Annotated in this window: 18 protein-coding genes, 5 tRNA genes and 1 pseudogene; 6 read left to right on the top strand and 18 right to left on the bottom strand. The window is 61.6% G+C overall.

The genetic code is table 11. The annotated features are described in order from the left end of the window. Together PHX69_RS06140 and PHX69_RS06135 are read right to left on the bottom strand one after the other, a co-directional pair. Positions 1-182 (bottom strand): chorismate synthase (locus tag PHX69_RS06140; RefSeq protein ID WP_288042835.1); only part of this gene is annotated, 182 nt, incomplete at its 3' end. A 113-nt stretch (positions 183-295) separates the two neighbouring features. Beyond that, complete coding sequence (locus tag PHX69_RS06135; RefSeq protein WP_119012536.1) at positions 296-751, bottom strand: CBS domain-containing protein; 456 nt, start codon at positions 749-751, stop codon at positions 296-298. Positions 752-880: 129 nt separating this feature from the next. Between PHX69_RS06135 and PHX69_RS06130 the strand changes: the two genes are divergently transcribed. Continuing rightward, positions 881-2,188: an O-acetylhomoserine aminocarboxypropyltransferase gene (locus PHX69_RS06130; protein ID WP_119012537.1), complete on the top strand. Its 1,308-nt coding sequence runs from the start codon at positions 881-883 to the stop codon at positions 2,186-2,188. A gap of 62 nt (positions 2,189-2,250) precedes the next feature. Continuing rightward, positions 2,251-3,063, top strand: a complete 813-nt coding sequence (locus tag PHX69_RS06125; protein WP_288042834.1) for an alpha/beta fold hydrolase — start codon at positions 2,251-2,253, stop codon at positions 3,061-3,063. Positions 3,064-3,106: 43 nt separating this feature from the next. On the opposite strand, the gene fumC is transcribed toward PHX69_RS06125, so the two are convergent. Further along, a complete protein-coding gene (fumC, locus tag PHX69_RS06120) occupies positions 3,107-4,525 on the bottom strand; it encodes a class II fumarate hydratase (RefSeq protein WP_119012489.1) in 1,419 nt (472 codons plus the stop codon). Between the two features lie 146 nt (positions 4,526-4,671). Between fumC and PHX69_RS06115 the strand changes: the two genes are divergently transcribed. Both PHX69_RS06115 and murI read left to right on the top strand, forming a co-directional pair. After that, complete coding sequence (locus tag PHX69_RS06115) at positions 4,672-6,228, top strand: fumarate hydratase (RefSeq protein ID WP_288042832.1); 1,557 nt, start codon at positions 4,672-4,674, stop codon at positions 6,226-6,228. A 105-nt stretch (positions 6,229-6,333) separates the two neighbouring features. Next, a complete protein-coding gene (gene murI / locus PHX69_RS06110; RefSeq protein ID WP_288042837.1) occupies positions 6,334-7,209 on the top strand; it encodes a glutamate racemase in 876 nt (291 codons plus the stop codon). Between the two features lie 77 nt (positions 7,210-7,286). Here the strand turns inward: murI and PHX69_RS06105 are convergent, their stop codons facing one another. The 13 genes from PHX69_RS06105 to PHX69_RS06045 all read right to left on the bottom strand — a co-directional run bounded on the left by PHX69_RS06105 (position 7,287) and on the right by PHX69_RS06045 (position 19,837). Next, positions 7,287-7,817: a M48 metallopeptidase family protein gene (locus tag PHX69_RS06105; RefSeq protein ID WP_288042830.1), complete on the bottom strand. Its 531-nt coding sequence runs from the start codon at positions 7,815-7,817 to the stop codon at positions 7,287-7,289. A gap of 35 nt (positions 7,818-7,852) precedes the next feature. Continuing rightward, positions 7,853-8,485, bottom strand: a complete 633-nt coding sequence (locus tag PHX69_RS06100; RefSeq protein WP_119012492.1) for a DUF6806 family protein — start codon at positions 8,483-8,485, stop codon at positions 7,853-7,855. A gap of 66 nt (positions 8,486-8,551) precedes the next feature. Beyond that, positions 8,552-8,644 (bottom strand) — tRNA-Leu (locus tag PHX69_RS06095). Positions 8,645-8,739: 95 nt separating this feature from the next. Next, positions 8,740-8,815: transfer RNA gene (locus PHX69_RS06090), tRNA-Gly, on the bottom strand. A 106-nt stretch (positions 8,816-8,921) separates the two neighbouring features. Next, positions 8,922-8,995: transfer RNA gene (locus PHX69_RS06085), tRNA-Cys, on the bottom strand. A 55-nt stretch (positions 8,996-9,050) separates the two neighbouring features. Beyond that, positions 9,051-9,126, bottom strand: a tRNA-Gly gene (locus tag PHX69_RS06080). Between the two features lie 82 nt (positions 9,127-9,208). Beyond that, a complete protein-coding gene (gene lon, locus PHX69_RS06075; RefSeq protein WP_288042829.1) occupies positions 9,209-11,641 on the bottom strand; it encodes an endopeptidase La in 2,433 nt (810 codons plus the stop codon). 121 nt (positions 11,642-11,762) lie between these two features. After that, positions 11,763-13,028, bottom strand: coding sequence for an ATP-dependent Clp protease ATP-binding subunit ClpX (clpX, locus tag PHX69_RS06070; RefSeq protein WP_119012494.1), 1,266 nt, complete (start codon positions 13,026-13,028; stop codon positions 11,763-11,765). 102 nt (positions 13,029-13,130) lie between these two features. After that, positions 13,131-13,739, bottom strand: coding sequence for an ATP-dependent Clp endopeptidase proteolytic subunit ClpP (clpP, locus tag PHX69_RS06065; RefSeq protein ID WP_119012495.1), 609 nt, complete (start codon positions 13,737-13,739; stop codon positions 13,131-13,133). Between the two features lie 127 nt (positions 13,740-13,866). Continuing rightward, positions 13,867-15,177, bottom strand: coding sequence for a trigger factor (gene tig / locus PHX69_RS06060; protein ID WP_119012496.1), 1,311 nt, complete (start codon positions 15,175-15,177; stop codon positions 13,867-13,869). Positions 15,178-15,254: 77 nt separating this feature from the next. After that, a tRNA-Leu gene (locus PHX69_RS06055) sits at positions 15,255-15,341 on the bottom strand. 85 nt (positions 15,342-15,426) lie between these two features. Continuing rightward, positions 15,427-18,621 carry an efflux RND transporter permease subunit gene (locus tag PHX69_RS06050; RefSeq protein WP_119012497.1) on the bottom strand — a complete coding sequence of 1,065 codons (3,195 nt, stop codon included), beginning with the start codon at positions 18,619-18,621 and terminating at the stop codon, positions 15,427-15,429. A 7-nt stretch (positions 18,622-18,628) separates the two neighbouring features. Next, the gene (locus tag PHX69_RS06045) at positions 18,629-19,837 is read right to left on the bottom strand and encodes an efflux RND transporter periplasmic adaptor subunit (protein WP_288042826.1); all 1,209 of its coding nucleotides are present in this window, start codon (positions 19,835-19,837) and stop codon (positions 18,629-18,631) included. 85 nt (positions 19,838-19,922) lie between these two features. On the opposite strand from PHX69_RS06045, the gene hpnC reads away from it, so the two are divergent. Further along, positions 19,923-20,768 (top strand): squalene synthase HpnC, encoded by an 846-nt coding sequence (hpnC, locus tag PHX69_RS06040; RefSeq protein WP_288042824.1) that lies wholly within the window; start codon positions 19,923-19,925, stop codon positions 20,766-20,768. Between the two features lie 30 nt (positions 20,769-20,798). Here the strand turns inward: hpnC and PHX69_RS06035 are convergent, their stop codons facing one another. Both PHX69_RS06035 and PHX69_RS06030 read right to left on the bottom strand, forming a co-directional pair. Further along, positions 20,799-22,415, bottom strand: coding sequence for a FapA family protein (locus PHX69_RS06035; protein WP_288042822.1), 1,617 nt, complete (start codon positions 22,413-22,415; stop codon positions 20,799-20,801). Positions 22,416-22,431: 16 nt separating this feature from the next. Further along, complete coding sequence (locus PHX69_RS06030) at positions 22,432-24,069, bottom strand: methyl-accepting chemotaxis protein (RefSeq protein WP_288042820.1); 1,638 nt, start codon at positions 24,067-24,069, stop codon at positions 22,432-22,434. Positions 24,070-24,195: 126 nt separating this feature from the next. Between PHX69_RS06030 and PHX69_RS06025 the strand changes: the two are divergent. Continuing rightward, positions 24,196-24,288: pseudogene (locus PHX69_RS06025) on the top strand (presqualene diphosphate synthase HpnD); the annotation flags it as partial.

Here is a 24,288-nt window from a genome sequence, read left to right as displayed (position 1 = left end):
TCGTTGCGCTGCGTGACGTGGCGGCTGGTGCCGGGGCGGCGCCGGTCAAGGTCGTGCTGGATGTCGGCCTCGCTCAAGGCCATGCCGGGCGGGCAGCCATCGATCACGCAGCCAATGGCCGGGCCGTGGGATTCACCAAAGTTGGTGACGGTAAAAAGGGTGCCGAAGGTGTTGCCGCTCATGGCGCGTCATCATTCCAAAAAACTATCATTTTTATAGCTGCTCGCGCAGACCCTGTAAGCCTTGGAGGCCAATTTACCTATTATTTCAGGGCCTGGCGGTGCAGGCCCTGGCATCAGGCGGCGGGCGTTTCGTCCTCAGCGGGCCAGTCGCGGATGTAGGCCTTGAGCATCTGGTTCTCAAAATTCTGGCTGTCCACCACGGCCTTGGCCACGTCGTAGAAGCTGATCACGCCCATGAGCATGCGCTTGTCCATCACGGGCATGTAGCGGGCGTGGCGGTCGAGCATCATGCGGCGCACCTCGTCCATGTCGGTCTCGGTGGTGCAGGTGAGCGGGTGGTCGTCCATGGCGGTGCGCACCAGCATGGTGCCCACGCTGCCGCCGTTTTTGACCACCGCCTGGATGACCTCGCGGAAGGTGAGCATGCCCACCAGATCACCATGCTCCATGATGACCAGCGAACCAATATCCTTTTCAGCCATCACGTTGACGGCTTGTGCCAATGGCTCATCCGGGTGGGCGGTGTAAAGGGTGCTGCCCTTGACGCGCAGGATATCGCTGACTTTCATGTGGTGCTCCGTGGTGGCTGCGGCAGTGGCCGAGGGGGTATGTGGTGTCAATGGCGTTGAAATATAGCCCACAATGCCAGCGCATTTTCGTTCGCATTGAGAACACGTTCTTACACCTTGGAGACACCCATGCCCGGCTACGCCGACCCCGGCTTTGACACGCTGGCCCTGCACGCAGGCGCCACCCCCGACCCCACCACCGGCGCGCGCGCCGTGCCCATCCACCTGACCACCTCGTTCGTCTTTGAATCGAGCGACCACGCTGCCTCGCTGTTCAACCTGGAGCGACCCGGCCACGTCTACAGCCGCATCAGCAACCCCACCAACGCGGTGCTGGAGCAGCGCGTCTCGGCCCTGGAAGGCGGCGTGGGCGCCATTGCCGTGGCCAGTGGCCAGGCGGCGCTGCACCTGGCCATCTGCACGCTGATGGGCGCGGGCAGCCACATCGTGGCCAGCACGGCGCTGTATGGCGGATCGCAAAACCTGCTGCACTACACGCTGCGCCGTTTCGGCATTGACACCACTTTCGTCCAACCCGGCGACATCGACGGCTGGCGCGCTGCCGTGCGGCCCAATACCAAACTGTTCTTTGGCGAGACGGTGGGCAACCCCGGCCTGGATGTGCTGGACATTCCCACCGTATCGGCCATCGCCCACGAGGCCGGGGTGCCGCTGCTGGTGGACTCCACACTGACCTCGCCCTGGCTGATGAAGCCGCTCGAACTCGGTGCCGATCTGGTCTACCACTCGGCCACCAAGTTTTTGTCGGGCCACGGCACGGTGATTGGCGGCATCGTGGTCGATGGCGGCAGTTTTGACTGGGCAGGCCCGCAGGCCGCAGGCAAATTTGCCGAACTGACCGCGCCTTACGACGGCTTTCACCACATGGTGTTTGCCGAAGAAAGCACGGTGGGAGCCTTCTTGCTGCGCGCCCGGCGCGAGGGCCTGCGCGACTTTGGCGCCTGCATGAGCCCGCACACGGCCTGGCTGATCCTGCAAGGCATCGAAACCCTGCCGCTGCGCATGGAACGCCACATGCGCAATACGCAGAAGGTGGTGGAGTTTCTGGCCAGCCAGCCGTTTGTCTCGCGCGTGGGCCACCCCATGCTCGAATCGCACCCCAGCCACCAGCTGGCGCAAAAACTGCTCCCGCGCGGCGCAGGCTCGGTGTTCAGCTTTGACCTGAAGGGCCACCGTGAGCAGGGCAAGAAGTTCATCGAAACGCTGAAAGTCTTCAGCCACCTGGCCAACGTGGGCGACTGCCGCAGCCTGGTCATCCACCCGGCCAGCACCACGCACTTTCGCATGAGCGACGAGGCGCTGGCAGGCGCTGGCATCTCGCAAGGCACGATCCGCCTGTCGATTGGCCTGGAAGATGCCGACGACCTGATCGACGACCTCAAACGCGCGCTGAAAGCGGCAGAAAAAGCGGCCTGAGCCCGTGCCAAAAATTTGTATCAAAACAGCCTCTAGCGCTTACCCACCTTGCGGATACAGCTATGTTTTTTAAAGTCAACGACGCCAACATCTACGCCTACACCGGCGGCAAGCCTTTCGATGCCACGCGCCCCACGGTGGTGCTGATCCACGGTGTGCTGGGCGACCACAGCGTCTGGGCTCTGCAAAGCCGCTACCTGGCCCACCACGGCTGGAACGTGCTGGCCATCGACCTGCCTGGCCACTGCCGCAGCGGCGGCGAGGCACCGGCCAGCGTCGAGGCCGCCGCCGACTTCATCGCCGCCTTGCTGGACGCAGCGGGCGTGCAGCGCGCCGCACTGGTGGGCCACAGCTGGGGCTCGCTGATTGCGCTGGAGGCCGCCGCCCGTCTGCAAGAGCGCATCAGCCACCTGGCGCTGGTGGGCACGGCCTACCCGATGAAGGTGTCGCCCGCACTCATCGAGGCCGCGCTGAACACGCCCGAGAAGGCGCTGCGCATGGTCAACGTGTTCTCGCGCAACACGCTGGCACCGCCCTCGGGCGCAGGCTTTTGGGTGTATGGCGCCGGGCTGGCGCTGGGCCGGCGCGTGCTGCGCAGCAACCCGCAGGTCAACGTGTTCCACCGGGGCTTTGTGGCCTGCGACAGCTACGCCAACGGCGAACAAGCCATGGCGCGCATTACCTGCCCGGTGCTGTTTGCGCTGGGCGCGGCAGACCAGATGACGCCGCCCAAGGCTGCGCAGGGCCTGATCGCCACGGCACGCAGCACAGGCCAGCGCGTGCAGGTGGTGAGCCTGCCCTCGGGCCACAACCAGATGAGCGAAGCGCCCGACGAGACGCTGATGGCGCTGCGGGATTTTCTGGCCACGGCTTGAGGCCGCCTGAGGCAGCCAGCGCGCACCGGGGCGGCTCTGGCGCCTATGCGCCCGTCATGCGCGCGGCATCCACCCAGGCATCAAACTGCTCGGCGCTGACATGGCCCGAGGCAATGGCCGCTTCGCGCAGGCTGGTGCCTTCGGCGTGGGCCTTTTTGGCAATCTGCGCGGCCTTGTCGTAGCCAATGTGCGGGTTCAGCGCCGTCACCAGCATCAGCGAGCGCGCTACCAGCTCAGCGATGCGTTCGCGCTGGGGCTCTATGCCCACGGCGCAGTGGTCGTTGAAGCTGCGCATGCCATCGGCCAGCAGGCGCACGCTTTGCAGAAAATTGTGAATCACCATGGGCCGGTACACGTTCAGCTCAAAGTTGCCCGATGCACCGCCGATGTTGATGGCCACGTCGTTGCCCATCACCTGGCAGCACAGCATGGTCAGCGCCTCGCACTGCGTGGGGTTGACCTTGCCGGGCATGATGGACGAGCCGGGTTCGTTCTCCGGAATGGTGATTTCGCCCAGACCGCTGCGCGGCCCGCTGGCCAGCCAGCGCACATCGTTGGCAATCTTCATCAGGCTGGCGGCCAGCCCCTTGAGGGCGCCGTGGGCGTGTACCAGCGCATCGCAACTGGCCAGGGCCTCGAACTTGCTGGGCGCCGTGACCAGGGGCAGCCCGGTCAGGTCGGCCAGCTCTTGCGCCACGGCCTGGGCAAAGCCCGCTGGTGCGTTCAAGCCCGTGCCCACGGCGGTGCCGCCCAGCGCCAGCTCACACAGATGCGGCAAGGCGGCGCGCACATGCTGCTCGCCATGGCGCAGCTGCGCCACCCAGCCGGAAACCTCTTGTCCCAGCGTCAGCGGCGTGGCGTCCTGCAAATGGGTACGCCCCATTTTGACGATGCCATCAAACGCCTGGGCCTTGCCCGCCAGCGTGGCCCGCAGCGCATGCAAGGCGGGCAACAACTGCCGCGTCAGCGCATCGACTGCCGCGATGTGCATGGCCGTCGGGAACACATCGTTGCTCGACTGGCTCTGGTTCACATCGTCGTTGGCATGCACCAGGCGCTGCTGGCCACGCGGCCCGTCCAGCAGCTCGCTGGCGCGGTTGGCCAACACCTCGTTCATGTTCATGTGGGTTTGCGTGCCCGAGCCGGTCTGCCAGATGACCAGCGGAAACTCCTCCAGGTGCTGGCCGTTGATGATTTCATCGGCAGCCCCGATGATGACGGTGGCCTTGCCCGTCTCCAGCGTGCCCTGGGCGTGGTTGACGTAGGCGCAGGCGCGCTTGACCTGCGCCAGCGCGCGCAACAGCTCGGGCGCCATGCGCTCGCCCGAGATCGCAAAATGCCCCAGCGCACGCTGGGTTTGCGCCCCCCAGAGCCGGTCGGCGGGCACCGCAATGGTGCCCATGGAATCGCGCTCGGTACGCATGGCAGCGGTGCTGGCGCGGGAAGAAGAAAAGGCGGTCATTGGCACATCTCCTGCCTTCGGCCCGCAACACGCTGGCCGCGAAGGTGGCCACAGCATACCCCCGGCAGTCTCCCCCTGACAGCAAGGCGCAAGCCGTGCGGGAGATAATCGCAGCCTTCGAGAACACTGGAAGACCCACCCCCGCCATGACCACGACGACCATCCGCCAGCAAGACCTGATCGACTCCGTTGCCGCCGCGCTGCAATACATCAGCTACTACCACCCCACCGATTACATCGCGCACCTGGCCCGCGCCTACGAGCGCGAACAAAGCCCCGCGGCCAAAGATGCCATGGCGCAAATCCTGACCAACAGCAAAATGAGCGCCACCGGCCAGCGCCCCATTTGCCAGGACACCGGCATCGTCAACGTGTTTCTGAAAGTGGGCATGGACGTGCGCTGGGAAGGCTTTACCGGCAGCCTGGACGACGCCATCAACGAAGGCGTGCGCCGTGGCTACAACCACCCCGACAACACCCTGCGCGCCAGCGTGGTGGCCGATCCGCTGTTTGCCCGCAAGAACACCAAAGACAACACGCCCGCCGTGATCTTTACCGAGATCGTGCCCGGCAATAAAGTGGACATCACCGTGGCAGCCAAGGGCGGCGGCTCGGAAAACAAGTCCAAGATGGTCATGATGAACCCCAGCGACAACCTGGTGGACTGGGTGCTGAAAACCGTGCCCACCATGGGCGCTGGCTGGTGCCCACCCGGCATGCTGGGCATCGGCATTGGCGGCACCGCAGAAAAAGCCGTGCTCATGGCCAAGGAAAGCCTGATGGACGACCTGGACATGTACGAGCTGCAAGCCAAGGCCGCCAGCGGCGCCGCGCTCGATGACGTGGAAAAACTGCGCCTGGAGCTGTTTGACAAAGTCAACGCCCTCGGCATTGGTGCCCAAGGCCTGGGCGGCCTGACCACCGTGCTGGACATCAAGATCAAGATGTACCCCACGCACGCCGCCAGCAAGCCCGTGGCCATGATCCCCAACTGCGCTGCCACGCGCCACGCGCACTTTGTCATGGACGGCTCCGGCCCCGTCTACCTCACGCCCCCCAGCCTCGACCTGTGGCCCAAGATTGACTGGGAACCCGACTACAACAAGAGCAAAAAGGTCAACCTCGACACGCTCACCAAGGAAGAAGTGGCCAGCTGGAAGCCCGGCGACACCCTGCTGCTCAACGGCAAGATGCTCACGGGGCGCGATGCCGCGCACAAGCGCATCCAGGACATGCTGGCCAAGGGCGAGAAGCTGCCCGTCGATTTCACCAACCGCGTGATTTACTACGTCGGCCCGGTCGATCCGGTCAAGGGCGAGGCCGTCGGCCCCGCAGGCCCCACCACCGCCACCCGCATGGACGGCTTCACCGACATGATGCTGGCGCAAACCGGCCTGATTGCCATGGTTGGCAAAGCCGAGCGCGGCCCGGTGGCCATCGAGAGCATCAAAAAGCACCAATCGGCCTACCTGATGGCGGTGGGCGGCGCCGCCTACCTGGTGTCCAAGGCCATCAAAACCGCCAAGGTGGTGGGCTTTGAAGACCTGGGTATGGAAGCCATCTACGAATTTGACGTGGTGGACATGCCCGTCACCGTGGCCGTGGACGCAGGCGGCACCAGCGCCCACATCACCGGCCCCGCAGAATGGCAAAAGCGCATCGCCTCGGGCGAGTTCAAGGGCATTGAAGTGGCTGCGGCCTAACGCCAGCGCATTGGCCAAGGTCCTGTCAGAAACCGCCTTCGGGCGGTTTTTTCGGGCCCATGCCGATTTTTAAATGCTTTTTTGACTTTCCTGTCGCCTTTTGCCATGCAGCCTGCCTCGTCTCCGATTGGTGTTTTTGACAGCGGCGTGGGCGGGCTGAGCGTGTTGCAAGCGCTGCGTGCCGAGTTGCCGCACGAGCGCTTTGTCTACCTGGCCGATACGGCCTACGCACCCTACGGCGAGCGCGGCGATGTTTTTGTGGCCGCACGCACGCATGCCATTGCGCAGTTTCTGCACACGCAGCACCACATCAAGGCCCTGGTGGTGGCCTGCAACACGGCCACGGCGGCGGCCATCCACGAGCTGCGATCGCGCTACCCGGATATGCCGACCATCGGCGTCGAGCCCGCACTGAAGCCAGCCATAGCGCACAGCCGCACCGGTCGCATTGGCGTGATAGGTACCCGGGGCACGCTGGGCAGCGCCAAATTTGGCAGGCTGCTGGCGTCGCTGCAAGACCAGGCTGAATTCATCGTGCAACCCTGCGACGGGCTGGCCCACGCCATTGAATGCAGCACGGCCAGCCTCCCAACCGAGGCGCCCTCAAACGCTACAGAAATAAGAGCACTGTGCGCACGCTACACGGGAGCTATGGGCCGTTTTGGCACTGAACCAGGTGAGATAGACACGCTGGTTCTGGGCTGCACGCACTACGTGTTTGCACAAGACACATTGCGCAACCTGCTGGGCCCACAGGTGCAGTTGATCGCCACGGGCGAACCTGTGGCGCGGCACACGCGGCGCCTGCTGCAAGCCAGTGGCAACCTCAGCCCGGCCTCCAGTCCAGCCCCGACCATGCCCAACGATGAGCGCATTCAACTGCTGACCACGGGGCCGCTTGTATCCCTGCAAACGGCCGCTGCGCGCTGGCTGCAGTTGCCTGCACAGTGCTGTGGCACGGTAGATTTGCCCACCACATGACACCCGTGCTGCACCTCTCAATTTGAGGTCAAATCGGCCTCAAACACCCGTGCAATGGGCGCCACGAGCTACAAAAATCATAGCTCCTGAGCATCCCACAAACGCTCACCCGAGTGCTCCAGATGGGTCAGGTACAGGCGCAGGTCAAACTCGTACTGGTGGTAAGCGGGCTCCATGTACTCACAAAGCTGGTAGAAGGCTTTGTTGTGCTCACGCTCGCGCAGATGGGCCAGTTCATGGACGACGATCATGCGCAAAAATGCCTCGGGCGCCTGCTTGAACAGCGCGGCAATGCGGATTTCGTGCTTGGCCGCCAAACGGTTGCCCTGTACGCGCGACACCGTGGTATGCAGCCCCAGCGCATGGCGCACGACGTGGATTTTGCTGTCAAACACCACCTTGTTGACCGCATCGGCGTTGCGCAGGTGGCTGGTTTTCAACGCGGTGGTGTATTGGTACAGCGCTTTGTCGGTGCGCACGCTGTGTGCCTGGGGGTATTTGCGCTGCAACAGCGTGGCCAGCGCCGCCTTGCCCTGCCCCATCAGGCTGCGCACCTGATCCTGCACCGTACCGGGGTAGGCTTGCAGATAGGGCAAATCACTGTGCATGGTGCTTGCGGGCCTGGAGTACGGCCCGCCCAAGGTCAGTGCAGATGGCGCGGACGGCGCCCACCGCCACCGCCGTGGCCGCCACCCGAGCCACCAGGGCCACGCGGCGGCTTGCCGATCTCCAGCGAGTTGACGAGGGCATCAAAACGCTGGGTAAACAACTTGTCGATTTCGGAGACAACGCCACCCAGCTCGGAGCCATCAAAGTGGCGCTCCATCATGTTCACCACGTCTTGCACCAGCAAATCGCGCTGCACTTGCATGATGGCGGCCGGCGTGGGCCCGACAAAGAGCATGACGAAGTCATCGCGCGATTCGGCATCGCTGTCTTCTTCGTCTTCATCAAACTGGGCATCGTAGAACGTGACTTCAATGGCTGCGCCTTGTTCGGACAGCTCATTGAGGCTCATGCACATTTCATCCAAGGACTGGCGGAAATCATCGTCACCGCGCACCGTCCAGCACATTCTCAGCACATGCTCTTTGGCGTCGAACTTGATGCCTGGCTCTTCTTCATAGGCACTGGCAGCACCATCGGCCAGCGAGCGCGCACCTGCATACGTCCACAGGGGCTTGAGCGCCTCTTGCAATTGCTCATACCGTGCATCAGGGCGCAGCAACACCTCACCATGCACATGAATCTCAAAAGGAGCGTTGTAATTTGACATGATTGAATCGCAGCCCCGGGAGCGAAAGCCGCCTTATGTAGTTTGCTGCCGTGTGAAATGCGTCTGTGGTGCCCCGAGCCGGGGTCGAACCGGCACGCTCCTTTTCAGGAAAGCGGCGGATTTTAAGTCCGCAGTGTCTACCAATTTCACCATCGGGGCCCTCGAGAACCAAGGGCATCGCAACTGTCTTAGTGGCAGACCTGAATCTGCGTCACCCCAAAGAAAAAGGGAAGCTTAAGCTTCCCTTTTATAAATGGAGCGGGAAAAGAGTCTCGAACTCTCGACCTCAACCTTGGCAAGGTTGCGCTCTACCAACTGAGCTATTCCCGCGTTTTAATTTTTACTGACTTTAAGTATCAGCAATTTCGCAATTTTTTTATTATGCCAGATTTTACTGCTGGTTTTTATTTTTGCCAAATTTTAAGAGCTTACATTCTGGAGGCGCGGCCCGGAGTCGAACCGGGCTAACCGGATTTGCAATCCGGGGCATAACCGCTTTGCTACCGCGCCAGAGAAAACCATTCTTCATGAGAAAAGGGAAGCATTTGCTCCCCTTTTCAAAATTTGGAGCGGGAAAAGAGTCTCGAACTCTCGACCTCAACCTTGGCAAGGTTGCGCTCTACCAACTGAGCTATTCCCGCATTTACCGAAGCTTTGTATTGTACTACATTTGCTGCGATGACGTTATTGTAACGCAATTTTTGGCACTTTTCAGAAAAAACTTCAGTGTTTGATGGAATCTGGAAGAAGCGGGGCTTCCACCTTCTCCACTGCCGCAGACACCACCACCACAGCCGCCTCTTCAGCGGTCAAAGGCACAGGCTTGCGCTCCAAGGCGATGTCCAAAACTTTGTCGATCCACTTAACGGGAACGATGTTGAGACCACTTTTCACGTTATCCGGTATCTCTTGCAGATCTTTGACGTTCTCTTCCGGAATCAACACTGTCTTGATGCCACCGCGCAATGCGGCCAGCAGCTTCTCCTTGAGCCCGCCAATAGCAGTGACTTCCCCGCGCAGGGTGATTTCGCCGGTCATGGCCACATCGCCACGCACAGCGATACCTGTCAGCGCCGAAACGAAAGCCGTAACCATAGCTGCACCCGCACTGGGCCCATCCTTGGGCGTCGCACCGTCTGGCACATGGATGTGAACATCTTTCTTTTCAAAGTCTTCGTTCTTGATGCCCAACGCACGCGCGCGGCTGCGCACCACAGTGCGCGCAGTTTCCACCGATTCTTTCATCACGTCACCCAGCGAACCTGTGCGGGTAATGACGCCTTTGCCAGGCATGGTGGCAGCTTCGATCGTGAGCAAATCACCGCCCACTTCCGTCCAGGCCAAGCCAACGACCTGACCGATCTGATTTTGCAACTCAGCACGGCCATAGGTGTACTTGCGCACACCCAGATAATCCGGCAGGCTGTCGGCTGTCACCACGACCTGCGGCTCCAGCTTTTTCAGTTGCAAGCCCTTGACCACCTTGCGGCAGATTTTGGAAAGCTCACGCTCCAACGAACGAACGCCAGCCTCACGGGTGTAATAGCGCACCACATCGCGCACTGCCGATTCGGTAATGTCAAGCTCTTCAGACTTCACACCATTGTTCTTGAACTGCTTGGGCAGCAGATACTTCATCGCGATACTGGTCTTTTCGTCTTCGGTATAGCCCGACAAACGAATAACCTCCATGCGATCCAGAAGCGCAGGTGGTATGTTCATGGAGTTGGAAGTTGCCACAAACATCACGTCACTGAGATCAAAATCGACCTCCACGTAATGGTCGCCAAACTTGTGGTTCTGCTCCGGGTCCAGAACCTCCAGCAAAGCACTGGATGGGTCACCCCGGAAGTCTGTACCCAACTTATCGATCTCATCCAACAAGAACAACGGGTTACGCGCACCTGCTTTTGTCAGGCTTTGCAATACCTTGCCTGGCATAGCGCCAATATAAGTACGGCGGTGGCCACGGATCTCCGCCTCATCACGCATACCACCCAAGGCCATACGGACGTACTTACGCCCCGTAGCCTTGGCAATCGACTGTCCAAGAGAGGTTTTACCCACCCCTGGTGGACCGACAAGGCACAAAATAGGCGCCTTCACCTTGTCCACGCGCTGTTGCACAGCAAGATATTCCAGAATACGGTCTTTGACTTTGTCCAAACCATAGTGGTCTTCATTGAGTACCACTTCGGCATTGCCCAGATCATGCTTGATTTTGGTTTTTTTGCTCCAAGGCAACCCGACCAGCACATCAATATAGTTGCGCACCACAGTTGCTTCTGCTGACATAGGGGACATGAGTTTGAGCTTCTTCAGCTCACTCTCTGCCTTTTTGCGCGCATCGACGGGCATTCTCGCGAGCTTGATCTTTTGCTCTATTTCCTCAATGTCGGCGCCTTCCTCACCTTCTCCCAGCTCTTTCTGGATAGCTTTGACTTGTTCGTTAAGGTAGAAGTCGCGCTGATTTTTTTCCATTTGGCGTTTGACACGCCCACGGATTTTTTTATCTACGTTCAGGATATCCACTTCCCTGTCAAGCTGGTCAAACAGATTCTCCAGCCGCAGCTTCACATCCGACAGATCCAGGACAGCCTGTTTGTTTTCCAGCTTGAGCGGCAGATGCGCAGCAATCGTGTCGACCAATCGCCCCGGATCATCAATGCTGGAAATGGAAGTGAGAATTTCCGGGGGAATCTTCTTGTTCAGTTTGACGTATTGGTCAAACTGCTGCATGACAGCGCGACGCAAAGCCTCAATCTCGCTGGGCTTGTTATCTGCCTGTTCTGGCTCTACCGGAACCGTCGTGGCCACAAAATGCGTCTGCACATCTTCAATTGACTGCACCAAAGCACGCTGCTGCCCCTCCACTAGCACCTTGACGGTGCCATCCGGAAGCTTGAGCATTTGCAAGATGGTAGAGACGCAGCCCACATCAAACATGTCCGCAATCGAAGGCTCGTCCTTGGCTGCAGCTTTCTGGGCCACCAGCATAATCCGGCGATCAGCCTCCATGGCCAACTCAAGGGCCTTGATGCTCTTGGGCCGCCCCACAAACAGGGGAATGACCATATGGGGAAACACAACCACATCGCGCAGCGGCAACAGCGGCAACTCGATAGGCGTGGCGGGTAAGGGAGTATGTCCGGACATGGAAAGCCTCATGAAACTGGATGGAATATGGTCCGCAGACAGGAATTTTCAACCTGCCAGCACGTCTGTACTGGCGTAAGGGTTGATTAACAAGAGAGGCACAACGTCCACAACAGGACTATCAAGCCTGCTTGACTGCTTCGCGGTAAACCAGCAACGGAGACTTGTTTTCTTCAATAGTGGACTCGTCCACCACCACCTTTTCGACGTTGCTGGAGGTGGGCAAATCGAACATCGTGCCAATCAGTGCCTGCTCCAGAATAGAGCGCAATCCACGTGCTCCCGTTTTGCGTGCCAGTGCCTTGCGGGCAATCGCTTTCAAAGCGGCAGGACGAATTTCGAGCTCTGCGCCCTCCATGGCCAGCAATTTGCTGTATTGCTTGACCAAGGCGTTTTTTGGCTCCGTCAGAATCTGCACCAAGGCGTCTTCGCTCAATTCAGTCAACGCAGTCACCACAGGCATGCGCCCCACCAACTCCGGGATCAGACCAAATTTGATCAAATCTTCAGGTTCGATTTCCGAGAAAACGTCAGACAACGAACGCTGCTGCTTGCTCTTGACTGCTGCGCCAAAACCAATACCAGAAGCTTCCGTACGATTTTCAATGACCTTTTCCAATCCGGCAAACGCACCACCACAAATGAACAGGATGTTGGTGGTGTCAATCTGCAAGAAGTCCTGGTTAGGATGCTTGCGCCCACCTTGCGGAGGCACGCTGGCCATGGTGCCTTCAATCAGTTTGAGCAGCGCCTGCTGCACACCTTCGCCGGACACATCGCGGGTAATGGATGGGTTGTCTGCCTTGCGTGAAATCTTGTCGATCTCATCGATATAGACAATGCCGCGCTGCGCGCGCTCGACCTCGTAATTGCAGCTTTGCAGCAACTTGGCGACGATGTTTTCTACGTCTTCACCTACATAGCCCGCTTCGGTCAGTGTGGTGGCATCGGCCATGACGAAAGGCACGTCCAGCATGCGCGCCAGGGTTTGCGCCAGCAGTGTCTTGCCGGAGCCCGTGGGACCAATCAGCAAGATATTGCTCTTGGCCAGTTCCACATCGTCTTTTTGGGCTTTGTCTTTATGGCGCAACCGTTTGTAGTGGTTATAAACGGCCACCGACAAAGTGCGCTTGGCCATATCCTGGCCAATGACATAGTTATCCAGATTGGCTTTGATCTCAGCCGGTGTGGGCAGGTCGCCGCGCGCATCACGACCCGCCTCGGTGCCTGGCAATTCGTCACGGATGACTTCGTTGCACAGATCAATACACTCGTCGCAGATAAAAACCGACGGGCCGGCGATCAGCTTCTTTACCTCATGCTGGCTTTTGCCACAGAAAGAGCAGTAAAGGGTTTTTTCGCTGGAAGAGCCTTTTTTATCGGCCATGGGAAGAATGCCTTGTCACGGGAATAAGTTGTCGGGATGATAACCAAATAGAAACGGCGCTTTCCCTGAGGGAAAAACGCCGTCCAGGGTGCGCATGCACGCTCAGGCGCGCTTGTCGATCACCTGATCGACCAGACCGTAGTCTTTGGCCTCTTGCGCCGTCAGAAAATAGTCGCGCTCAGTATCGCGCTCGATTTTTTCCAGTGGCTGGCCAGTGCGTTCAGCGAGTATCTTGTTCAGTTGCTCACGGGTTTTCAGGATTTCGCGGGCATGGATTTCGATCTCGGTAGCTTGGCCCTGCATGCCGCCCAGAGGCTGGTGGATCATGACCTTGGAGTTAGGCAATGCAAAGCGCTTGCCCTTGGCGCCAGCGGCCAACAAGAAAGCGCCCATGCTCGCAGCCATGCCCGTACACAGAGTGGACACGTCGGGCTTGATGAAATTCATGGTGTCAAAAATCGCCATGCCTGCACTGACCGAACCACCGGGTGAATTGATGTAGAAAGAAATATCCTTATCAGGGTTCTCGCTCTCCAGGAACAACAACTGCGCCACCACCAAATTGGCGGTATGGTCGTTCACGGGCCCCACCAGGAAAATCACGCGCTCCTTGAGAAGACGCGAATAAATGTCATAAGACCGCTCGCCGCGGCCCGACTGCTCGATGACCATCGGGATCATGCCCAGGCCTTGTGTTTCCAGTGCGCTCATGTTTTCTCCTGTCAGGCGGGTACTGTACCCACAAACGAATTGGGGCTTGTGCGCCAAAGCACAAGCCCCCGGGATGCCATTCACCTTGCAGGCTCCAGCGCTGGGAGCACTGCTTCAGCGCACTGGATCAGCCCTGGCCCATCAGCTCATCAAACGAGACTGCCTTGTCCGTCACCTGGGCTTTGCCCAGGACGAAATCGGCCACGTTATTTTCGATGACCACCGCCTCAACTTCAGCCAAACGCTGGCGGTCACCAAAATACCAACGCACCACGTCTTCAGGCTTCTCGTAGCTGGCAGCCAGCTCGTCGATGTGGGCCTTGAGTTGCTCGGGCTTGGCGTGCAACTCGTTGGCGCGTACCAACTCGGCCACCACCAAGCCCAGACGCACGCGGCGCTCTGCTTGTGGACGGAAAATGTCGGCAGGAATCTCGGCCTTGTCAGCATCCTTGATGCCTCGCTGCTTCAGGTCAGCCCGTGCAGCTTCGAGCAGGCGCTCGATTTCGGCTTGCACGCTGGCATTGGGCAGATCCAGTTCGGCCTTGGTCAGCAGCGCATCCATGACCGCTTGCTTGTTGCGGGCCATCAAGCGGAACTTGACTTCACGCTCCAGATTTTTCTTGATGTCAGCGCGCAGGCCTTCGACCGTGCCATCAGCAATACCCAGCGACTTGGCCAACGCGTCGTTGACTTCAGGCAGGTGGGCTGCTTCGATTTTCTTCAGCGTGACCAGGAAATCGGCTGTCTTGCCAGCCACATCCTTGCCGTGGTAGTCCTCAGGAAAGGCCAGCGGAAAGGTCTTGCTTTCGCCAGACTTCATGCCACGCACAGCATCTTCAAACTCTTTGAGCATCTGGCCTTCACCGACCAAAAACTGGAAGTCTTCTGCTTTGCCGCCCTGGAAGGGCTCGCCATCGAGCTTGCCTTCAAAGTCCACAGTGACACGGTCGCCGTCTTGGGCGGGCGCGTCAAGGGCACGCTGGGCAAAGCTGCGGCGCTGCTTGCGCAGGATGTCCACCGTCTTGTCGATAGCGCTGTCGTTGACTTCAGCCGTGAGTTTTTCAACTTGTGCTTCGTTCAGATCACCGATCTTGACTTCGGGGAACACTTCAAACACCGCGTCAAAAGTGACTTCACCTTCAGGTGCGCCTTCTTTTTCAGTGATGCGCGGCTGGCCTGCCACCCGCAGCTTGGCTTCGTTGGCAGCGCTGGCAAAAGCTTCGCCGACCTTGTCGTTCAGCACTTCGTACTGCACCGAGTAGCCATAGCGCTGCGACACCACATTCATGGGCACCTTACCAGGACGGAAGCCGTCCATTTTCACGGTGCGAGCCAAGCGCTTGAGGCGCGAATCAACCTCGGTCTGGATCACGGAAAGGGGCAGGCTCAGCGTGATCTTGCGCTCGAGCTTTTCAAGGGTTTCAACGGTAACGGCCATGGCTCTTCCTAATTTGTCAGTCAAACATGCCTGCTTGCCCCGAGGCGGGCGCTGTATGCGGCAAGGTCTCACATGGGTGGTGCGCGGGGGGGGACTCGAACCCCCACAGTATTGCTACCGTCAGGACCTAAACCTGGTGCGTCTACCAATTTCGCCACCCGCGCAGTCTTCAAACAAACAGGCGGCAAGGGTCAATTTGCCGCCCGCATGAAACTGGTCAACTTTCGATTTTAACCTGTTGCAGAGCCATTAGCAGCCACCTGGTACTTCAGGTGGTGGTCGGCGCACCCGGAACCAGGCGGCATACATGGCGGGCAGCGCCAGCAAGGTCAGTACCGTCGCCACCACCAGCCCGCCCATGATGGCCACGGCCATAGGACCCCAGAACACGCTGCGTGAGAGCGGAATCATGGCCAGCACTGCCGCTGCAGCTGTCAACACAATGGGGCGCAGGCGGCGCACTGCCGACTCAACGATGGCGTCCCAGGCGGGCACACCGCGCGCGCGGTCTTGCTCAATCTGGTCAATCAAAATCACTGAATTGCGCTGGATCATGCCCATCAGTGCAATCACGCCCAGCAGCGCCACAAAGCCGAAAGGCCGGTTCAGCAGCAGCAGCGCACCCGCCACTCCAGCAATGCCCAGCGGGCCGGTCAAAAACACCAGCATCGCGCGGCTGAAGCTGTGCAATTGCAGCATCAGCAGCGTGAAGGTGATGAACAGCATGATGGGCACGCCCGCCGCAATCGACGACGAGCCCTTGGAGCTTTCCTCCACCGCCCCTGCCACCTCAATGCGGTAGGCGTTCTGGCCAGCGTTATGCCAGGCGGCCTCAATCTGGCGCAGTTGCGGCAACAGCGCCTGCGTCACCGTGGCGCCTTGCAGGCCCTCGACCACATCGCCTTGCACCGTGATGGCGTAATCGCGGTTCTCGCGCCACATCACCCCCGGCTCCCAGGTGAATACCGGCTTGGCAATCTGCGTCAGTGGAATGGACTGGCCCGAGGCCGTAGGCAGGTAGGCATTGGCAATGTCGGTGATAAAGCGGCGCTCGTGCTCAGGCTGGCGCAGCACGATGTCGATGAGCTTGTCGCCCTCGCGGTACTGCCCCACTTGGGCGCCCGACTGCATCACCTTGGAGGCCTGGGCAATCGACTGGCTGCTCACGCCCAGCGCACGCGCCTTGGCCTGGTCAATCTCCAGGCGCAGCACCTTGACCGACTCGTTCCAGTTGTCGTTCACGCCGCGCATTTGTGGCGCAGCGCGCAGCGCCTCTTTGACTTCATCGGCCCGCGCACGCAGCACAGTCGGGTCGGTGCCCACCACGCGAAATTGCACCGGGTACGGCACTGGTGGCCCGTTGGGCAGCAGCTTGACGCGGCCACGCACCTCGGGAAATTCCGTGGCCAGCAGCGCAGGCAGCTTGACGCGCAGCGCCTCGCGCACCGCCAAATCCTGCGACAGCACGATGAACTGCGACACGTTGGTCTGCGGAAACACCTGGTCCAGCGGCAGGTAAAAACGCGGCACGCCCGAACCCACCCAGGTGCTCACGCTGGCCACGCCCGGCTCGGCGCGCAGGCGCGCTTCCACGCGGCGCGTGACCTCCTCGTTGCCCGCAAACGATGTGCCCTCTGGAAACCACACATCCACCAGAATTTCAGGCCGGCTTGAATCCGGGAAGAACTGCTGCTGCACCCGGCCCATGCCGACAATGCCCAGCGCAAAAATCAGCACCGTCACGCCGATGGTGATCCAGCGGTGCTCCACGCACCAATGCACTGCGCGGCGAAAGGCGGTGTAGAACGGGCTGTCAAACACCTCGTGCGGGTCGGCGGTGATGCCATCGGCCACGCCCGGGCCGGCGGGCAGCAGCTGCACGTGGGCGGGCGTTTTGAGCAGCAGCGTCCCCAAGTAGGGCACAAAATACACCGACACAATCCACGACAGCACCAGCGCAATCACCGTCACGGCAAAGATGGCAAAGGTGTATTCGCCCGTGACCGATTTGGCGATGCCGATGGGCAAAAAGCCCGCTGCTGTGATCAAGGTGCCCGTCAGCATCGGGATGGCCGTGATCTCGTAGGCAAAGGTGGCGGCGCGCACCTTGTCGTAGCCCTCTTCCATCTTGCGCACCATCATCTCGACGGCAATGATGGCGTCGTCCACCAGCAGGCCCAGGGCGATGATCAGCGAGCCCAGCGAGATTTTGTGCAGGCCAATGCCCCAGTACCACATGGCCAGAAACGTCACCGCCAGCACCAGCGGAATGGTGATGCCAACTACCAGCCCGGGTCGGGGGTCAATGTACCAGCGCTTGTACCAAGGGTGGTGGCCGCTGCGCTGGTGCAAGCCCAGGGCAAGGAAACTCACGGCCAGCACAATCACCACGGCCTCGATCAGCACTTTGACAAACTCATTGACCGAACTGGCTACCGCCTTGGGCTGATCTTGCACGTTGACCAACCGCACACCGGCGGGCAATTGCTTGGCGATGCGATCGGTGGTGGCGTGCAGCGCCTTGCCCAGGGCAATGATGTCACCGCCCTTGGCCATGGACACGCCCAGCGCAATCACCTCCTGGCCCTGGTGGCGCACCTTGACGTTGGGTGGATCCACATAGCCGCGCTGCACCTCGGCAATGTCCGACAGGCGCAGCTGGCGCCCCGAGGCACCGCGAATCGGCATGGCGCGCAGCTCGTCAATGGCATTGAACTGCCCCCCTACGCGCACCTGCACCACATCTTGTGGCGTCTGCACGGCACCAGCGTTTTCGACCGCGTTTTGCTGGCCCAACTGTGCCAGCACCTGGTTCATGTCCAGACCCAGCTGCGCGAGGCGCTTTTGCGAGATTTCGACAAACAGCTTCTCGTCCTGCACGCCAAACAGCTCTACCTTGGCCACATCGGGCACGCGCAGCAGCTGCTGGCGCACATCGTCGGCAAAGTTTTTCAGCTCGGCGTTGCTGAAGCCGTCGGCCTCCAGCGCGTAGATGACGCCGTAGACGTCGCCAAAGTCGTCATTGAAGAACGGCCCCTGCACGCCCTGGGGCAAGGTGTAGCGCATATCGCCCACCTTTTTGCGCACGGCATACCAGACGTTGGCCACCTCGCTGGCCTTGGAGGAGTCTTTGATCTGAAAGATGATTTGCGACTCGCCCGGCTTGGAATAGCTGCGGATTTTGTCGGCGTAAGGCACCTCTTGCAGCGTGCGTTCGATCTTGTCGGTGACCTGCTCGGCCACCTGCTGCGCAGTGGCGCCGGGCCAGTAGGTACGCACCACCATGGCACGGAAGGTGAACGGCGGGTCTTCATCCTGCCCCAGCTGGAAATAGGCCCCCACGCCCATCAGCAAGAGCACCACCATCAGGTAGCGCGTCAGGGCCGGATGGTCGAGCGCCCATTTGGAAAGGTTGAAACCCGGTTTTGGTTGCACTGGCGTCATGGTCGGCTCACGGCTGGGAAGCAGCGGGGATGGCACCAGAGGCCGCAGCAGGCGCAAGGGTCAGGTCTTTGGGCGCTACTTTTTCAGGAGCTGCTTGCGCTGCACTGGCGGGCGTTTGAGCCCATTTTTGCTCATATACCGTCACCTTCTGCCCCGGCGAGAGCACATGCACGCCCGTGGCCACCACCTGCATGCCCGGCGCCAGGCCCGCAGCCACCACGGCGGCGTTGCCATCGGCCGTGGCGATTTGCACATCCTGCGAGCGCACGGTACTGGTGGCCGGGTCGTACACCCACACCGCCGTGCCCTGGCCCTGCTGGCGCAGCGCCGTGGTGGGCAGCGTGATGGCCGGTATGCCCACATGGCTGAGCACCTGCGGCGTGACGTACACCGTGGCCCCCAACGCGGGTGCCGTGGCGGCGTCTATGCCCACTTTGACGGCAAAGGTGCGCGTCACCGGATCGGCGCTGGCGGCCACCTCACGCACCCGCCCTTGCAGCGGCGCACCGCCTGCCCAGGCGCGCACGCCCACGGCCTGGCCCACCTGTATCTGCGCCACTTTGTCCTCGGGCACGGCAAACACCACATCGCGCGCACCGTCCTGGGCAATGCGCACCACCGGCGTGCCCGCCGCCACCACCTGGCCGGGCTCGGCCTCAATGGCGGTGACCACGCCCGCCACATCGGCCAGCAGCCGCGTGTACTGCGCCTGGTTACCCTGGGCCGACGACTGCGCACGCGCCTGCGCCAGCGCAGCCTGGGCGGCCTGGAGCGTGGCCTCGCGGCGCTGCAACTCGGCGCCGCTGATGAAATTCTGGTTTTTCAGGGCGGCATAGCGCTGCAAATCAGCTGCGGCCAGATCACGCTGGGTTTGCGCAGCGCTGACCTGGGCCTGCGCGGCCTGCGCGGCCAACTGGTAATCCTGCGGATCGAGCTGCGCCAGCACCTGACCGGAGCGCACGCGCTGGCCCAGCTCGGCCTGGCGCTGGACGATCTTGCCCGCCACCCGAAAGCCCAGGCGCGACTCCACACGCGCACGCACCTCGCCCGCATACTCCACCTGCGACTGCAATGCCCCCACGCCCACCGTCAGCAGTTTGACTGCACGCACTGGCTCGGGCAGCGGCTCGGGCCGCGAACAGCCGGTCAGCCAACCGGCTGCGGCACACAGAAAAAAAACCCCACAACGGGGCCACGGTGCGATCAAAGTGCGCATGAAAAAGTCCGGTGAAAAAATTACTGACTGACTGGTTAGTAATCTAGAGGATACCTGCCTGCGCTGTCAAGCGACAATCCACACCGTGAACACCCAGCCCGCCCCCATCACCCACTACGAGAACTTTCCGGTCGCCTCGCTCTTGTGCCCGCCGCACCTGCGCGCGCCCATCGCCGCCATTTACGCCTTTGCGCGCACCGCCGACGACCTGGCCGACGAGGGCGACGCCAGCACCGCGCAGCGCCTGGCCGACCTGGCCGCCTACCGTGCCGACCTGCACGCCATCGCCGCAGGCACAGCACCCTCGGCGCGCTGGGCCAGCGTGTTTGTGCCGCTGGCACCGGTGCTGCGCCAGACACAGTTGCCCGTGCCGCTGCTGGACGACCTGCTCAGCGCCTTTGCCCAGGACGTGCGCAAAACCGCCGCAGCCGCTGGCTACGCCGACCGCGCCGAGCTGCTGGACTACTGCCGCCGCTCGGCCAACCCGGTCGGGCGGCTGCTGCTGCACCTCTACGGCGTGAACAGCCCCGAGGCGCTGCAAGAGAGCGACGCCATCTGCACCGCGCTGCAACTGATCAACTTCTGGCAAGACCTGAGTGTGGATATTCCGCGCGGGCGCTTTTACCTGCCCGATGCCGACTGCGCCACCCACGGCGTGCAGCGCGCCGATTTATTGCCCCTGCACAGCATGCCAAATACTACTGAATTAATAGCTGCCAGCGCAGACTGGGCAAGGGCTACCATGCTAAAAGGTGCAAAACTGGTACACCGCCTGCCCGGGCGCGCTGGCTGGGAGCTGCGCCTGGTGGTGCAAGGCGGTTTGCGCATCCTCGACAAGATAGACGCGCCACGCGGCGCCAGCCTGCACACCCGCCCCCGTATCCGCGCCTGGGACGGCCCGCTGATGCTGGCGCGCGCACTGCGCATGTGAACGCGCCTGTGCGAGACGCTGTTGGCAGGCTCAGGCCAGGCGCGCCAGCAGCTGCGGCGTGCCATCAGTGCCCGTGAACACCAGATCACCGCCAGCGTCCAGGGCAAACACACCGCGATCAAACTCGCGGCGCAGGCGGGCCGTGAGCTTGCACAACGACAACTCCACCGCCCCCGCCGTACCCACCGCCACCTCCAGGCGCGCGGCGCGCGTGGCCTCCAGCTCTTTTTCCAGCGCCTCGCGCTCTTTCAAGGACTTGCCCCACACCAGCACCGCCTGCTGCCACGAGGCCCGGGCCCGCTCCAGAATGCCTTTGGGATCGGCCACCTTGAGTTGCTTGATCAGTTGCTCCAGCCGCGTCTCCTGGGCTTTTTCTTCGTCGATGCGCTTGAGCAAGGCGGCGTACTGCTCTTCCAGCGCCCGGTTCACGCCCAGCACCACCTTGGTGGCACCCGCCTTGTCCGAGCCCAGGGTGGACACGCGCACCAGCATGGTTGCCGTGGCCACGCCTCCAATCAAACGCCCCTTTTGGCGCGAGCCCGCGCCCACAATGATCTGGTTGAGCGAATCAAGCTCGCACTCCAGGGCCATGTCCTTGATGGCAATCACGGTGCCAGCATGGATTTTGACGCCCTCGGCAAACCGCACTGTCACCGAGCCACCGGCCCGCAGCGCAGAGCGGCCAATCACCCCGCCCGCTACCTGGATGTTGCCGCCCGCCTCCAGCATGCCCGAGTCCACCATGCCATCGACCACGATGTCGCCACTGGCCACCACCTTCATGCCCTGCACCACCTCGCCCGTAACGTGGACGTTGCCATCAAAGTGGATGTTGCCCGTGGCCATGTTGACTTCTTTGAAGCGCACCACAGGCTCCACCGTCACGCCGCAATCGACCCGCACCGGCTGCCCGCTGACGGCGGCCACCAGCACGCAGGGGTCGTCGCTGGAGACTTCAGCGCCGCTCAGGCCTGCGGCAAAGTGCCGGTCTTTGCCCGGCTGGGCCTTGACCACGCCGCCCTTGACGCTGTGGCCATCAATGCCTGCGGTGGCCGGAGTGCGCCGCATCAGCGCATCGCCGGGCTGCACTGTCTCGATGGCGCCGCGTTCGCGGTAGTCGATCAGGCCGTTCTCGTCGAGTGTGGGCTCGCGGTTCACGGTATGCGGCACCAGGTCTTCAAAGACAGCGTCTGCGCCATCCTGGGCATGTATCCCCCGGGCCACGATGACATGGCTGCAACTGCCCTTTTGGCAGGCCTGCGACACGGCCGTCTGGTCAATGCCAAACACCACACCGGCCAGGGTCAGGGCCTGCAAGGCCTGTTCTGGCGCAGCAGGCTTGCCACCCACGGGCGGGATGATGCTGAGCGTGGCCGTCATGCCATCGGAACTGGTGTGAACCTGGTACTCGGCGTCCAGGCGCTGCGCCAGCTGGATACCAAAAGGCTCCTGCTGCACATTGCACATCTCGGCCGCGCTGGCGATGGCCTCGGCATCGAGCCGGCAATCGCCGTAGCCTTCTTGCACCAGCAGTTGGTGCAAGGTGGCAGCGTCCATGGCAGCGCGCCCCTGCACAGGCTGCGAAACCAGCAAAATCTGGCCATCGGCTTCATTGAACGTAATGCCGGGAAAGTGGATTGCGGACATATGTCTCTCTGATTTCTTATGAGTGGGTCAGCGCCTGGGGGGCGCGCTTGCGCTGCGGGGCTATCGCCTGCGGTCTGCTGCCAGACTGCAAAGTAAATGAAGCGGCCAGACCAGCGAGCTGGCGCGACTGCTCCTGCAAGGCGCTGGAGGCGGCAGAGGTCTGCTCTACCAGTGCGGCGTTTTGCTGCGTCACACCGTCCAGGTCCGCCACCGCCTGGTTGATCTGCGCCAGGCCAGAAGACTGCTCACGGCTGGCCGAGGCGATCTCGCCCACGATGTCAGCCACGCGCTGGATGCCCGTCACGATCTCCTGCATGGTGGCGCCGGCCTGGGCCACCTGCTGGCTGCCCACGCCCACTTTGTCCACGGAGTTGGTGATGAGGGCACGCACCTCTTTGGCCGCTTCGGCACTGCGCTGGGCCAGGCTGCGCACCTCAGAGGCCACCACGGCAAAGCCCCGGCCCTGCTCACCCGCGCGCGCGGCCTCGACGGCAGCGTTCAGGGCGAGGATGTTGGTCTGGAATGCAATGCCGTCGATCACGCTGATGATGTCCACGATCTTGCGCGAGGAAGCATTGATGGCCTCCATGGTGTCCACCACCTGCGCCACCACAGCCCCGCCGCGCTCGGCCACGCCGGTGGCGGCCACGGCCAGCTGGTTGGCCTGGTTGGCGCTGTCGGCGTTGTGCTGCACCGTGCCCGAGAGCTGCTCGGTGGCCGATGCTGTCTGTTCCAGCGAGCTGGCCTGCGCCTCGGTGCGATCGGACAAATCCTGCGTGCCCGTGGCCACCTCGGAGGCCGCACCGGCAATGGCGTCGGCACCACCGCGCACCTGGCCGATGGCGTTGTGCAGATTGGTGCGCATGGCTTCAACCTGGCCGAGCAGGGAGGCGATTTCATCGCTGCCGCTGCAAACCACCGACTGCGACAAATCGCTGTTGGCAATGGCCGCCGTGGCCTCACCGGCCTGGCGAAAACCCGAGCGCAGGCGCGACAGCAGCGTCAGCGACAGCACCGAGGCCGGAACACCGCCCAGCACCGTGGTCAGCACAAACACCAGCAGGGCGATGTTGTAGCGGTGCTCGGCGTCCTGGTAGGCCGCATCAGCGCGCGAAACCTGGTAGTCGCGGAACGCGGCCATGGACTTGATCAAGGCCTCGCCCTCGGTGCGGCTGGCTTCCAGGAAGCGTTCCATCACCTGCGGATTGAAATCTTCTGCCTTGATGGCGTCGAGGGTGGGGCGCAATTTGTCGCGCCAGGCGTTGCGCAGGCCCTGCTGGGTCTGGAGCAACTGCTGCGCCCGGGCATCGGTGGCTGCGCCGGCTTCGATCTCTTTGTTCAGCACGCCAGCCCGCGCCTGGTTATCGGCAATGGTTTGCAGGTGCAGGCTGGTAGGGTGGGAATGGACAGCCGCCAGAGGGCTGTCGGGCGCGTGCTGAAAGGCCAGCAACACCTGCATGCGCGTTTGCAACTGAATTTGTATGTTTTCTTCGGCCAGCAGCGCCCAGTGCATGGCCTCGGTGTGCACCGTCTTGAGGCTGTCACGGGCCGACACCAGCCCCCAGAGACTGACCGCCACCACTGCCGTGAAAGATATCCAATACGCCAAAAGCACGACGACAAAACGCTGTGTGATGCGCAGGTTGTTCAGCATGGGGGGCCTCTTGTTGTTCGAACGCGGGAATCATAGCGCTCACATCAGGACACAAAAGGGTGAAAAGCACATTTGCCATGGCCCGTTCCGCGAAGCAGCGCACCTGCCATGGGACAATCGCGCCCCATGAATCCGGAACAGTACGTCCAACAAAAAGCCGCCGCCTCGGGCAGCAGCTTCTATTACGCCTTTCTGTTCCTGCCCCGGCCCCGGCGCGCA

The sequence above is a fragment of the Simplicispira sp. genome (assembly GCF_028687295.1).
GTDB lineage: Bacteria > Pseudomonadota > Gammaproteobacteria > Burkholderiales > Burkholderiaceae_C > Simplicispira > Simplicispira metamorpha.
Note: the sequence above shows the minus strand (reverse complement) of the source record. Positions and strands in the feature narration are given on the sequence as shown.